This window comes from [Mycobacterium] manitobense (assembly GCF_025821665.1).
Classification (GTDB): domain Bacteria; phylum Actinomycetota; class Actinomycetes; order Mycobacteriales; family Mycobacteriaceae; genus Mycobacterium; species Mycobacterium arseniciresistens.
In genome coordinates, this window is sequence record NZ_JACKSJ010000092.1 from 1 (window position 1) to 12,565 (window position 12,565).

General features: G+C 71.1%; 12 protein-coding genes and 1 pseudogene. 4 read left to right on the forward strand and 9 right to left on the reverse strand.

What is annotated here, in order from left to right:
* Positions 1-196: pseudogene (locus H7I41_RS11690) on the reverse strand (oxidoreductase); the annotation flags it as partial.
* A 35-nt stretch (positions 197-231) separates the two neighbouring features.
* On the opposite strand from H7I41_RS11690, the gene H7I41_RS11695 reads away from it, so the two are divergent.
* Positions 232-645 carry a F420-dependent biliverdin reductase gene (locus H7I41_RS11695; protein WP_264012747.1) on the forward strand — a complete coding sequence of 138 codons (414 nt, stop codon included), beginning with the start codon at positions 232-234 and terminating at the stop codon, positions 643-645.
* A gap of 18 nt (positions 646-663) precedes the next feature.
* Here the strand turns inward: H7I41_RS11695 and H7I41_RS11700 are convergent, their stop codons facing one another.
* Positions 664-1,815, reverse strand: a complete 1,152-nt coding sequence (locus H7I41_RS11700; protein ID WP_264012748.1) for a M24 family metallopeptidase — start codon at positions 1,813-1,815, stop codon at positions 664-666.
* A gap of 37 nt (positions 1,816-1,852) precedes the next feature.
* On the opposite strand from H7I41_RS11700, the gene H7I41_RS11705 reads away from it, so the two are divergent.
* A complete protein-coding gene (locus tag H7I41_RS11705; protein ID WP_264012749.1) occupies positions 1,853-2,701 on the forward strand; it encodes a hypothetical protein in 849 nt (282 codons plus the stop codon).
* Entirely contained in the window at positions 2,698-3,654 is a 957-nt protein-coding gene (locus H7I41_RS11710) for a 5'-3' exonuclease (protein WP_264012750.1), read from the forward strand. Before H7I41_RS11705 ends, H7I41_RS11710 begins: the two co-directional genes overlap by 4 nt.
* Here H7I41_RS11710 and H7I41_RS11715 read toward each other — a convergent pair.
* From H7I41_RS11715 to pafA, 7 genes are all read right to left on the reverse strand, one after another.
* Entirely contained in the window at positions 3,651-4,502 is an 852-nt protein-coding gene (locus tag H7I41_RS11715) for a DUF4333 domain-containing protein (RefSeq protein WP_264012751.1), read from the reverse strand. The genes H7I41_RS11710 and H7I41_RS11715 overlap by 4 nt on opposite strands.
* Positions 4,503-4,565: 63 nt before the next feature.
* Positions 4,566-7,343 (reverse strand): DEAD/DEAH box helicase, encoded by a 2,778-nt coding sequence (locus tag H7I41_RS11720; protein WP_264012752.1) that lies wholly within the window; start codon positions 7,341-7,343, stop codon positions 4,566-4,568.
* Positions 7,327-8,277, reverse strand: coding sequence for a twin-arginine translocase subunit TatC (gene tatC, locus H7I41_RS11725; RefSeq protein ID WP_264012753.1), 951 nt, complete (start codon positions 8,275-8,277; stop codon positions 7,327-7,329). The genes H7I41_RS11720 and tatC overlap by 17 nt, the downstream gene beginning before the upstream one ends.
* A gap of 79 nt (positions 8,278-8,356) precedes the next feature.
* A complete protein-coding gene (tatA, locus tag H7I41_RS11730) occupies positions 8,357-8,623 on the reverse strand; it encodes a Sec-independent protein translocase subunit TatA (RefSeq protein WP_264012754.1) in 267 nt (88 codons plus the stop codon).
* Positions 8,624-8,652: 29 nt separating this feature from the next.
* Positions 8,653-9,639, reverse strand: a complete 987-nt coding sequence (locus H7I41_RS11735) for a helix-turn-helix transcriptional regulator (protein ID WP_264012755.1) — start codon at positions 9,637-9,639, stop codon at positions 8,653-8,655.
* Entirely contained in the window at positions 9,636-10,631 is a 996-nt protein-coding gene (locus H7I41_RS11740; RefSeq protein ID WP_264012756.1) for a helix-turn-helix transcriptional regulator, read from the reverse strand. The genes H7I41_RS11735 and H7I41_RS11740 overlap by 4 nt, the downstream gene beginning before the upstream one ends.
* A gap of 93 nt (positions 10,632-10,724) precedes the next feature.
* The gene (gene pafA, locus H7I41_RS11745; protein ID WP_264012757.1) at positions 10,725-12,083 is read right to left on the reverse strand and encodes a Pup--protein ligase; all 1,359 of its coding nucleotides are present in this window, start codon (positions 12,081-12,083) and stop codon (positions 10,725-10,727) included.
* A 206-nt stretch (positions 12,084-12,289) separates the two neighbouring features.
* On the opposite strand from pafA, the gene H7I41_RS30465 reads away from it, so the two are divergent.
* The gene (locus tag H7I41_RS30465) at positions 12,290-12,565 is read left to right on the forward strand and encodes a DUF7162 family protein (RefSeq protein ID WP_443735554.1); all 276 of its coding nucleotides are present in this window, start codon (positions 12,290-12,292) and stop codon (positions 12,563-12,565) included.

Genomic DNA, 12,565 nt, shown 5'->3' on the forward strand with positions numbered 1-12,565 from the left:
TGTGCACCGCCTGCGCACCCGCGGCCCGCACCGCCGCCACCTGCTCGCCCAGTCGCTCCGGGCCGCGGGCCGCCAGCACCACCGTGGCGCCGGGGGCCAGCCGCACGGCGAGTTCGGTGCCGATCTCGCTGCGGCCGCCGAAGACGACGACGACGCCGGGTGCGAGCCTGTCAGCCGTGTCGGCCGTGTCTTTCACAGCTGCGATTATGTCCTGCGCTAGCGTGGGCGTTGATGGCGAAGGCAACGACCCGGCTCACCAACGACGCGATCGCGTTCCTCACCGAACGCCATCTCGCCATGCTGACCACGCTGCGGGCGGACAACTCGCCGCACGTGGTGGCGGTCGGCTTCACCTTCGACCCCAAGACCCACATCGCGCGTGTCATCACCACCGGCGGCTCTCAGAAGGCGGTGAACGCCGACCAGCGCGGCGCGGCCGTGCTCAGTCAGGTCGACGGCGCGCGGTGGCTGTCGCTGGAGGGCAAGTCCGCCGTCAACACCGACCCCGAGGCGGTGCGCGACGCGGAACTGCGCTACGCCCAGCGCTACCGCACGCCGCGGGTGAATCCGCGCAGGGTGGTCATCGAGGTACGGGTCGAGCGGGTACTCGGCTCCTCCGACCTGCTCGACCGCGGCGAGGACTAGCGAGCCGGACCTCGCGCGTCACACCGTCGCCGCAGGACCGGCCGGCACCACGATCAGCTCGTGCGGTCTGCTGTTAACCGGCAGCACGCCGTCGTCGGTGACGATCACGATGTCCTCGATGCGGGCGCCCCACTGCCCCGGGAAGTAGATGCCCGGTTCGACGCTGAACGCCATCCCGGGTTCGAGCGGCAGGTCGTTACCGGCCACCACGTAGGGCTCCTCGTGCACCGACAGGCCGATGCCGTGCCCGGTGCGGTGCACGAACGCCTCGGCCAGACCCTCGGCGGCCAGCACGTCTCGGGCCGCGGCGTCGACCTGCTCGGCGGTCACCCCGGGGCGGACGGCCTGCACGGCGGCGCGCTGTGCCCGCTGCAGCACCGCGTAGCGCCGGGCCACCTCGGGATCCGGCTCGCCGATGCTGTAGGTCCGGGTGGAGTCCGAGTTGTATCCCGGCTCGACCGGTCCACCGATGTCGACGACCACGATGTCACCGGCCCGCAGTTCGCGGTCCGAGCATTCGTGGTGCGGGTCGGCGCCGTGCGGGCCCGAGCCGACGATGATGAACGCGACCTCCGAATGTCCCTCGTCGACAATCGCTTTCGCGATGTCCGCCGCCACGTCGGCCTCGGTGCGGCCCGGCACCAGGAACTCGGGCACCCGCTCGTGCACCCGGTCGATCGCTGCGCCGGCCGTGCGCAGCGCGTCGATCTCGGCGGCGTCCTTGACCATCCGCAGCCGCCGCAGCACATCGGTGGCAAGCACCGGGACCACGCCGAGCACCCCGGCCAGCGGCAGCAGGTGCAGGGCGGGCATCGCGTCGGTGACCGCGGTGGCGGCAGGCGCCCCGCCGAGCGCCTCGGCCACCAGCCGGTAGGGGTCGTCGCCGTCCACCCAGTCGCGCACGGCCACGCCGAGTTCGGTGACCGCGGACTCCCTGAGCGCGGCCAGCTCGAGCCGCGGCACCACCACAGTCGGCGACCCCTGCCCTCCGGCCGCGGGCACCACCAGTGCGGTCAGCCGCTCGAAGGTCTGCGCCCGCGACCCCGTCAGATAGCGCAGGTCGTAGCCGGGGGTGATGACCAGGCCGGCCAGCCCGGCCTCGGCGGTCGCCTCCGCGGCGGCGGCCAGTCGGCGGGCGTACACATCGGAATCGAAACGGGCGGAACTCATGGCTGAAAGGCTAATCGCCGCCAGTAGTGTGAGCCGAATGCTGCGCGACATCCGCGAACTCACCGACAGTCACGAGTACGCCGAGGAGTTGCGGCGGCGCTGGGGCGGCCTGCTCAGCTACCGCTACATCGGCAGGCAGTACGCGACCATGGATCCGCGGGACGTCGACGACACCGTCGCGGTGCGCCACGACATGCGCAATCCCACCGGCGGCCTGCTGCTGGCGGTGCTGTCGATCGCGGCGCCCGAGAGCGGGCACATGTCCGACCTCGAGGCGGTGCCCAATCCCGTCGTGCACTCGTGCCAGGTCGTCGACCCCGGCCGCGACGTCCGCCGCTTCGAGGTGGTGTCCGAGGAGTTGCGGCGCGGCAGGCAGATGGGTTACAGCCGGGCCAAGATCGTCGACGCCGACCGGCCGGACCGGGTGCTGGCACTGATCGAGGGCCAGGGCGTCAGCATCGGCGTCCCGCCGGAGGGGCTGCAGAAGATGGAGGTGGACAACATCGAGGTGGTCGACTCGCCGGACCTGCCCCCGCTGTGGCAGGTGTTCGGCGGGCACCGCAGGCCCGACGGGCACTGGGCGCTGCCCGAACTCTCGGCCGATGTGGCCTCGCCGGACGCCGCCCTGCACATCGGGCCCCAGTTCGCGCTGCTCGAGACGGCGGCCACCGACGCGGCGGCCCGGCTGGCGGGCACCGGCCGGCTGCAGGGCGCGTCGTCACACGTCATGTTCATGGCGCGCGGCACGGCCGGGCCGTTCCGCGCCGAGTCCGAAGCCATGACCGGCACCGACGGTCTGGTCGCGGCCAGGGTGGTGCTCTACGACGAAGGCAACGGCGACCGGCCGGTCACCAGCGGCGCCTACGTGTTCGAGAGTGCACGATGAGCGGGCCGCTGCTGCTGCTCGACGGGGCCAGCATGTGGTTCCGGTCGTACTTCGCGCTGCCGTCGTCGATCACCGCGCCCGACGGCAGGCCGGTCAACGCGCTGCGCGGTTTCCTCGACGCGGTGGCGATGCTGATCGGCCGCGAACGGCCGGGCCGGCTGGTGGTGTGCCGCGACGACGACTGGCGCCCGCAGTGGCGGGTGGACCTGATCCCGTCGTACAAGGCGCATCGCGTCGCCGAGGCCGAACCGGCCGGCACCCCCGACGTCGAGGAGGTGCCCGACGAGCTGACCCCGCAGGTGGACATGATCATGGCGGTGCTCGACGCGTTCGGCATCGCCACCGCCGGCGCGCCCGGATACGAGGCCGACGACGTGCTGGGCACCCTCGCCGCCCGCGAACGCAAGGACCGGGTCGTCGTGGTCAGCGGGGACCGCGACCTCCTGCAACTGGTCGCCGACGACCCCGTCCAGGTCAGGGTGCTCTACCTGGGCCGCGGCATGTCCAAGGCCTCGATGTTCGGCCCGGCGGAGGTCGCCGACCAGTACCACGTGCCGGTCGAGCGGGCCGGCCCTGCGTACGCCGAGCTGGCACTGCTGCGCGGCGACCCGTCCGACGGTCTGCCCGGCGTGCCGGGCGTCGGCGAGAAGACGGCGGCCACCCTGCTCGCGCAGTACGGCTCGCTGGAGGCGATCGTGGCCGCCGCCGACGACCCGAAGTCGAAGATGAGCAAGGCCTACCGCAAGAAGCTGCTCGCGGCGACGGACTACATCGAGGCCGCCGGCCCGGTGGTGCGGGTGGCCCACGACGCGCCTGTCACCTTCACCACCGAGTCCGACACGCTGCCGCTGGCCGCCGTCCATCCGCGCAAGGTCGCCGACCTGGCCGGCGAACTGGGCGTCACCTCATCGGTCGGGCGCCTGCAGAAGGCGCTCGACGAGCTGCCGGACTAGCGGGGCCTGCCGACCTCGTAGGTTCCGTCGTCGTCCTGGAACGTCACCGTCACGGTGCGCTTGGTGCCGTCGATGCTGACGTCGCAGTCGAACGTCGCGCCCTGCTTGACCTCGGGGCTCTGGCCGTCGTTGCAGACGACGTCCTGCACGTTCTTGGCGCCGTAGCCGTTCTCCTCGTCGGTGAGGATCTGCTCCACACCCGACTGCGCGGCGTTGACGTCGAGCTTGGTGGTGACCGCCCAGCCCGGCAGCCACAGGGCCGTCACCAGCACGGCGATGACGAGGATCGCCACCAGCCCGCCGACGACGCCGAGAATCAGTTTCAGCGAACTCTTCGACCCGGACTCCGAGCCGGGCGCCTGGTACTGCCCGTACTGGTTGTACTGGTCGGGCTGCTGGCCGTACTGGCCCGGCTGCCCGTACTGGGGCTGGCCGTACTGCGGCTGCTGACCGGTCTGCCCGTACTGTCCCGGCTGCTGGCCGTACTGCGGCTGCTGGCCGTACTGCTGCCCCGGCTGCTGTCCGTACTGCCCGTACTGCTCGGTGGACGGGTACTGCGGCTGCTGCGGCGCCTGATAGGTCGGCTGCTCCTGGCCCGGCTGCTGATACTGCGGATACTGCTGCTGACCGTAGGCCGGCGGCGGCTGCTGCCAGCTGGGCACCTGGGTGGTCGACTCGTCAGCGGCCTGCGGCTGCCACGACGGCTGCTGTGACGTGGACTGGTCACCGCTCGCGCCCGAGGGCTGCCACGATGCGCTCGACGGATCACCCGAGGGCTGATCGCTGCCGGCCTCCGGTTGCTGGCCCTGCCACGGCTGCGAGGGGTCGGAACCCTGCGGTCCGCTCATCGTCTCTCCTTGGTCGTCCTGAGGTGGATCCTGCGGTCAGGTCCTGGGTCGGCTGGCAACACACTACCCCGCATCAACTGCCACGACGCCGCGTCGAATGTCGTTGATGGCGCGTTTCGCCGCCGTGCGCATCGCCGCCGTCGGCGCCGCGTTGCGCACCTGGTCGAGGAGGTCGAGGACCTGACGGCACCACCGGACGAAATCGCCTGCCGACAACGGCGACCCGCTGCCCGCGACGTCTGATGCGGCCAGCGCGGTCGTGAGATCGCCGGTGGTGGCCCACCGGTACACCGCGGCGACGAACCCGTCGTCCGGTTCGCGGCTGGGCCCGATCCGGTGCCGCTGCTCCTCGGCCCGCAACTCCGCCGACGTACGCCTGGTCCGCGCCAGTGCACGCCGCAGCGCGGCCGTCGGCGCCTCCAGACCCGCTGGCGCGCCGGGTGTGTCGCCCCGCGATTCGTAGAGCACCGTGGACAGCACCGCGGCGAGTTCGGCTGGCCCGAGGCCCTCCCAGATGCCGCCGCGCAGGCACTCGGCCACCAAAAGGTCACTCTCGCTGTAGATCCGGGCGAGCAGCCGGCCGTCGTCGGTGGCCTTCGGGTCACCGTCGTCCGCCGTCTCGATGTAGCCACGTTCGGCGAGCAGGGTCACGATCCTGTCGAACGTCCGGGCCAGCGAATTGGTGGCGGCGGCCACCTTCTTCTGGATCTCGGCGTTGTCACGTTCGATGCGCAGATACCGCTCGGCGAGACGGATCTTGTCCTCACGGTCGGGCGCGTGGTGCGCGGGGTGGTTGCGCAGCCGTTCCCGCAGCCCGGGCAGCTCTGGATCGACGTCGCGTTCCTCCGCCGCACCGCCCCGCCTTCGGTGCGACGGCAGATCCAGGCCTGCGGCCGCCGAGCGCAGCGCCGAGGCCAGGTCCCGGCGTGCCCGCGGGTTGCGGTGCTCGACGCGCTTGGGCAACGCCATCGACCCCACGGTGGTCGACGCCCCGGTGTAGTCGGCCGAGGAGATCCTGCCCGCCCAGCGGTGTTCGGTGAGCACCAGCGGTCGCGGGTCGTCGCTGTCGCGGTCCGGTTCGAGGACCACGGCCAGCCCGCCGCGGCGGCCCTGCGCGATGTTGATGATGTCGCCGCGGCGCAACGCGGCCAGCGCGTCGTTGACGGCCTTGCGCCGGTGCAGCCGCGAGGCCCGCGACTGCGCGCGCTCCCGGGTCGAGATCTGGGCCCGCAACCGCGCGTAGTCCAGCATCGGCGCGTCGCGCCCGCCCAGCTCGGCGGCGATCTCGTCGAGCAGCCGCTCACCGCGCTCGACGCCCCGGCGCAGCCCCACCACCGAGCGGTCCGCCTGGTACTGGGCGAACGACTGCTCGAGGAGCTGGTGGGCCTGTTCCGGGCCCATGTGCTGGACAAGGTTGATCGTCATGTTGTAGGAGGGCGCGAACGAACTGCGCAGCGGGAACGTGCGGGTGGAGGCCAGTCCGGCGATCTCGGCCGGTTCCGCCATGTCGTCGTGCGAATGCCACAGCACCACCGCGTGGCCCTCGACGTCGATGCCGCGCCGGCCCGCACGCCCCGTCAGCTGGGTGTACTCCCCCGGGGTCAACGGCATGTGCTGCTCGCCGTTGAACTTCACCAGCCGCTCGAGCACCACGGTGCGGGCGGGCATGTTGATGCCCAGCGCCAGGGTCTCCGTGGCGAACACCGCCTTGACCAGCCCGGCGGTGAACAGCTCCTCCACGGTGTGCCGGAACACCGGAAGCATCCCGGCGTGGTGGGCGGCGAGGCCACGCAGCAGGCCTTCGCGCCATTCGTGGTAATCGAGCACGATCAGGTCGTCCTCGGGCAGGTCGGCGCAGCGACGCTCGACGATCTCGGCGATGCGGGCCCGTTCCTTGTCGTCGGTCAGCCGCAGCGGGGAGCGCAGGCACTGCTTGACCGCGGCGTCGCAGCCGGCGCGGGAGAAGATGAACGTGATCGCGGGCAGCAGGCCCTCACGGTCGAGCGCGGCGAGCACGTCGGGCCTGCTCGGCGGCCGGGCACCCACCGACCGGCCCCGGTGCGACGACCGGCCGCCGCGCCCCCGCGGCTGCCAGTCCGAGAGCCGGTCGGCCTCCCTGCGATGGGCGATGTGGCGCAACAACTCCGGATCGACCACGAGTTCGCGGCCACGGGCGGACGGGTCGTGGGCGCGGTAGTCGAACAGGTCGAACAGCCGCTTGCCGACCAGCACGTGCTGCCACAGCGGCACCGGCCGGTGCTCGTCGACCACCACGGTGGTGTCGCCGCGCACCGTCTGGATCCAGCCGCCGAACTCCTCGGCGTTGCTGACGGTGGCCGACAGGCTGACCAGCCGGACGTCGTCGGGCAGGTGCAGGATCACCTCCTCCCACACCGCCCCGCGCATCCGGTCGGCGAGGAAGTGCACCTCGTCCATCACGACGAACGCCAGTCCGCGCAATGCCGGCGAATCGGCGTAGAGCATGTTGCGCAGCACCTCGGTGGTCATCACCACCACGTCGGCGTCACCGTTGATCGACTGGTCGCCGGTGAGCAGCCCGATGCGCGCCGCGCCGTACCGCGCCACCAGATCGGTGTGCTTCTGATTGCTCAGCGCCTTGATCGGCGTGGTGTAGAAGCACTTCCGGCCCGCGGCCAGCGCGAGGTGCACGGCGAACTCACCGACGACCGTCTTGCCCGCGCCGGTCGGCGCGCACACCAGCACACCGTGACCGTTCTCCAGCGCCCGGCAGGCCCGCAGCTGGAAGTCGTCGAGCGCGAACGGCAGCGCTGCGGTGAAGTCGGCGAGTTCGGTCGCCGCCGACTCAGGTGGATTCGTCATCGATCGTGACCCGGGAGGGCGACGGCACCGCCGACGGCGCCTCGATCGGATCGGCGGCGCCGATCGGCGCGGCCTCGTCTTCGGGAACGTCCTCGAGCGCTTCGCGCTTCGCCTTGCGCCTGTCGTGGATGCGGGCCACCTGGATGGCCAGCTCCAGGAGCACGGTCAGCGCACCGGCCAGTGCGAGCATCGTGAACGGATCAGACCCGGGCGTGGCGAACGCGGCGAAGACGAACAGCCCGAAGATCATGCCCCGGCGCCACGCCTTGAGCCGCTCGTAGGTGAGGACGCCGATCAGGTTGAGCATGATGATCAGCAGCGGGAATTCGAAGCTGATTCCGAACACCAGCAGCAGGTTGATCAGGAAACCGAAGTACTGGTCGCCGGACAGCGCGGTGACCTGCACGTCGCTGCCGACGGTGAGCAGGAAGCCCAGTGCCGTGGCCAGCACCACGTAGGCCAGCACCGCGCCACCGATGAACAGCAGCGCGCCGATGGCCACGAACGCGGTCGCGAACCGGCGCTCGTTCTTGTAGAGCCCCGGGGTGATGAACGCCCACACCTGGTGCAGCCACACCGGACAGGCCAGCACGATGCCGGCCATCAGGGCCACCTTGAGGCGGAGCATGAACTGGTCGAAGGGCCCCGTCGCCAGCAGGCGGCACCCGCCGCCGGGGGTGATGTCGGCACGCGCGTAGTCGGGCAGCGCACAGTAGGGGCCGCGCAACCATTCGCCGAGGCTGTGCATGCCGAAGATGCCGTGGGTGTACCAGAAGAACCCGAGGATCGTCGTCAGCACCACCGCGGCGGCCGCGATGAGCAGACGGTTGCGCAGTTCGGCGAGGTGTTCGACCAACGACATGGTGCCGTCGGGATTGGCTCGGGCGCGCCGGCGGCGCGGATCGAGCTTCCTGAGAATCGGAGGGGTCTGCAACGGCCTGCCTAGTGGATGCGACCTATGAGCACAGCCTGACGACCGCGGCGCCGGGCCGCGTCACACGGAAACGGTGGGGTCAGGCCGGGCGCTTGTCGGACGACGGTTCGGCGGCCGGTGCCGGGTCGGCGACGTCGACGCGCTCGGAGGCGATCGGCGTGGCCGGGCCGGGCGTCTCGGGCTTCGGCTCGGTCTTGCCGTCGGCCTGCATCTCCTTGATCTCCGACTTGAAGATCCGCATCGACTTGCCCAGCGAGCGTGCTGCATCCGGCAGCTTCTTGGCGCCGAAGAGCAGCACGAACACCGCGATGACGATTACCCAGTGCCAGGGTTGTAGACCGCCCATGTTGGTCACCTCCAAAGTCTGGGCCGAGTCTACCCGCCTGCGTCGCCGTCCTCGTAGGCGCGCAGCGCCGCGGTCGCCGATTCCTGGACCCGGCGGGCAAGCGCCTCCGGGGCGAGCACACGCACCGCCGGCCCGAAGCCGAGCACGAAGCGGGCCATCCACGCGTCGGACGCGTAGGTCATCGCGGCTTCGCAGGCGCCGTCGGGCAGCTCGCGCACCACCCGCAACGGGTAGTAGTCGAACATCCACGACGCGGACCGGTCGACGAGCAGCGTCGCCGACGGCAGCGCCGGATCGGCGGTGTCGGGGTCGAACAGCGAGGTGTCGGGCCCCGCCTCGACCGCGGGCGGCGGCGGCGCCGCGGGCTCGTCGAGTACGCGGGCCTCGACGATGCGGTCGAAGCGGAACAGCCGGACGCCTTCGGCCGACCGGCACCACGCCTCCAGGTAGCTGTTGTCGCCGACGAGCACCACCCGGATGGGATCGACGACGCGGCTGGTCAACACGTCATGGGAGGCGGAGTAGTACTCGATGCTCAGCGCGCGGGCGTTGCGCACGGCGGCGCGCACCGCGGCGGCCGCCTCGCTCTCCGCCGGGGCACGCTCGTCGACGGCGGTCACCGCGTCGCCGATGTCGTGACCGGCGGCGCCGGCTGCCGACTCGATCTTGGCGATCGCGCTGCGCGCCGCCTCGGGGTCGACCATGCCGGGCACGTCGACCAGTGCCCGCAGCGCCACCAGCACGCCGGTCGCCTCCGGGGAGGTCAGCCGCAGCGGATGGTCGATGCCCGCGGAGAAGGTCACTTCGATGGTGTCGCCGGAGAATTCGAAGTCGATGAGGTCGCCGGGGCCGTAGCCGGGCAGACCGCACATCCACAGCTGGTTGATGTCCTCACGGAGCTGCCCGACGGAGACACCGAGGTCGGATGCGGCCTCCGCGTAGGTGATCCGCGGGTTGGCCTGGAAGTACGGGACCATGTTGAGCAGCCGCACCAGCCGCGTCGAGACGGCGCTCATGACGTCACTCCGCTCTCGGCGTGTGCGCGTAGCCGGGCCAGCACGTCCTCGCGCAGCGACTCCGGCTCCAGCGCAACGGCATCGGCGCCGAAGCTGGCGATCTCGCGGGCCAGCCGGTCGGTCATGCCGATGTCGACGGCGATCTCCTCGCCGGGGCGGCCGGCCAGCGTGCGGGGCCCGATCACGGTGGCCTGCCTGCGCAGCGCGGTGGCGCGGCCGTCGGCCACCCACACCCTGGCCTGCCCTCCGGTGGGCCATTCGGCCACCGCCCGGTGCACGATGTCGCGCAGGTCCACGCCGTCGGGCATGCGGACGGCGCCGGCCGGGCCGATGGCGGTGACCTCGGCGCCGATCCGCGACAGCCGGAAGGTGCGGGTGGCGTCGCGATCGCGGTCGTGGCCGACGAGATACCAGCGACCGCGGTAGGTCAGCACACCCCACGGCTCGACGGTGCGGGTGGTGTAGGGCTCGCTGCGCGACGGCCGATGGCCGAACTGCACGGCCCGGCCGGCGTCGATGGCGGCCAGTAGCACCCCGAGCACCTCCTCTGATCCGCGCAGACCCGGCAGCGCCGCGGTGGAGGTGATGGCCACGCCGTCGGCGACGTCGACGTCGGCGCCGGCCGCCCGCAGTTTGAGCAGTGCGCCCTGCGTGGCGGTGATCAGCTCGGGCGACTCCCACAGCTGGGTGGCGACCGCGACGGCCGCCGCCTCGTCGGCGCTGAGCTCGACGGCGGGCAGCGCGTAGGCGTCGCGGTTGATGCGGTACCCCTCGGTGGGGTCGAACTGGGAGACGCGGCCGGTCTCCAACGGGATGCCGAGGTCGCGCAGCTCGTTCTTGTCCCGCTCGAACATCCGCGCAAAGGCCTCGTCGCTGGGGCTGTCGGCATAACCGGCGACCACCTGACGGATGCGGTCGGCCGTGATGAAGGTGCGGGTCGACAGCAGCGCGATCACGAGGTTCATCAATCGTTCGACTTTGGAGGTCGCCACGCCGTCAAGCCTAGGGCTTGTGATGTCCGTTTCCTCGCACCGGCGGGGCCGCGAGCAGAACGAAGCGAGTGCTCCGCGCAGCCGCTCGGCGCCCTACATGCTGGCGATGAGGCGCTTGACCCTCTCGTCGACCGACCGGAACGGGTCCTTGCACAGCACCGTGCGCTGAGCCTGGTCGTTGAGCTTGAGGTGCACCCAGTCGACGGTGAAGTCACGGCCGGCTTCCTGTGCCGCGCTGATGAACTCGCCGCGCAGCTTGGCCCGGGTGGTCTGCGGTGGGGTGTCCACCGCCGCCTCGATGTCCTCGTCGGTGGTGATCCGGGTGGCCAGGCCCTTGCGCTGCAGCAGGTCGAACACGCCGCGGCCGCGTTTGATGTCGTGGTACGCGAGGTCGAGCTGGCTGATCTTCGGGTCGGACAGCTCCATGTCGTAGCGGTCCTGGTAGCGCTGGAACAGCTTGCGCTTGATCACCCAGTCGATCTCGGTGTCGACCTTGGCGAAGTCCTGGCTCTCCACCGCGTCGAGCTGGCGGCCCCACAGGTCGACGACCTGCTCGATCTGGGAGTCCGGCTCGCGGGTCTGCAGGTACTCGACGGCCCGGGCGTAGTACTCGCGCTGGATGTCCAGGGCGCTGGCCTGACGCCCGCCGGCCAGCCGCACCGGCCGCCGCCCGGTCAGGTCATGGCTGACCTCGCGGATGGCGCGGATCGGGTTGTCCAGTGAGAAGTCGCGGAACGGAACGCCGGCCTCGATCATCTCGAGCACCAGCGACGCGGTGCCCACCTTGAGCATGGTGCTGGACTCGCACATGTTGGAGTCGCCGACGATGACGTGCAGCCTGCGGTACTTCTCGGCGTCGGCGTGCGGCTCGTCGCGGGTGTTGATGATCGGCCTGCTGCGGGTGGTCGCGCTCGACACGCCCTCCCAGATGTGTTCGGCGCGCTGGCTGAGGCAGAACGTCGCGGCCTTCGGCGTCTGCAGCACCTTGCCCGCGCCGCAGATCAGCTGGCGTGTCACCAGGAACGGCAGCAGCACGTCGGAGATGCGGGAGAACTCGCCGGCGCGCACGATCAGGTAGTTCTCGTGGCAGCCGTAGGAGTTGCCCGCCGAGTCGGTGTTGTTCTTGAACAGGTAGATGTCGCCGCCGATGCCCTCGTCGGCCAGCCGCTGTTCGGCGTCGATGAGCAGGTCCTCGAGCACCCGCTCGCCGGCACGGTCGTGGGTCACCAGTTGGGTGAGGTTGTCGCATTCGGCGGTGGCGTACTCGGGGTGGCTGCCCACGTCGAGGTACAGGCGCGCGCCGTTGCGCAGGAAGACGTTGGAACTGCGGCCCCACGACACCACCCGGCGGAACAGATACCGGGCGACCTCGTCCGGACTGAGCCGGCGATGGCCGTGGAACGTGCAGGTCACGCCGAATTCGGTTTCAATGCCCATGATTCGTCGCTGCACACTCTCGAGCTTACGGGGTGCCGTGCGGTACATGCGGGCAAGGCGTCGAACGCGCCCCGCGGCGACTGGCGTTGACACTGCCGTCACCGATTGTCACGGCTGCGCGACGATCGCACTGGTCCGGGCGCCGACGGGTGTCCGTGCAGGCGGCGCGGCCCCTGTGGATAACGTCGGCGCCGCCCACCCGGAATCTGTCAGCATGAGGCATGGGGGGACACACCGAGGTCGATCCGGGCCGGCTGCGGGCGTCGGCCGATTCCGTGCGGCGCGCCGCCGATGAGCTCGGCGGCTTCCGTTGGCCGACAATGGATGTCGAGGCTCTTCGCGGGTCCGACGTCGGGCAGTCGGCGGTGCCTGCGGTGCTCGCGGCCAGGGCGGCGGGCCTGGTGACGGCGCTACGGGACTGGGCGGACGCAGCCGTGGCCGCGGCGGCGGCGTTCGACCGCGCCGAGCAGGGCTCCGCGGNCCGTTTCGGCCGGTGA

Bases quoted from the DNA above. Each gene is read 5' to 3' on its own strand.
- H7I41_RS11695 (WP_264012747.1), top strand. From the start codon at position 232: ATGGCGAAGGCAACGACCCGGCTCACCAACGACGCGATCGCGTTCCTC.
- H7I41_RS11700 (WP_264012748.1), bottom strand. From the start codon at position 1,815: ATGAGTTCCGCCCGTTTCGATTCCGATGTGTACGCCCGCCGACTGGCC.
- H7I41_RS11705 (WP_264012749.1), top strand. From the start codon at position 1,853: ATGCTGCGCGACATCCGCGAACTCACCGACAGTCACGAGTACGCCGAG.
- H7I41_RS11710 (WP_264012750.1), top strand. From the start codon at position 2,698: ATGAGCGGGCCGCTGCTGCTGCTCGACGGGGCCAGCATGTGGTTCCGG.
- H7I41_RS11715 (WP_264012751.1), bottom strand. From the start codon at position 4,502: ATGAGCGGACCGCAGGGTTCCGACCCCTCGCAGCCGTGGCAGGGCCAG.
- H7I41_RS11720 (WP_264012752.1), bottom strand. From the start codon at position 7,343: ATGACGAATCCACCTGAGTCGGCGGCGACCGAACTCGCCGACTTCACC.
- tatA (WP_264012754.1), bottom strand. From the start codon at position 8,623: ATGGGCGGTCTACAACCCTGGCACTGGGTAATCGTCATCGCGGTGTTC.
- H7I41_RS11735 (WP_264012755.1), bottom strand. From the start codon at position 9,639: ATGAGCGCCGTCTCGACGCGGCTGGTGCGGCTGCTCAACATGGTCCCG.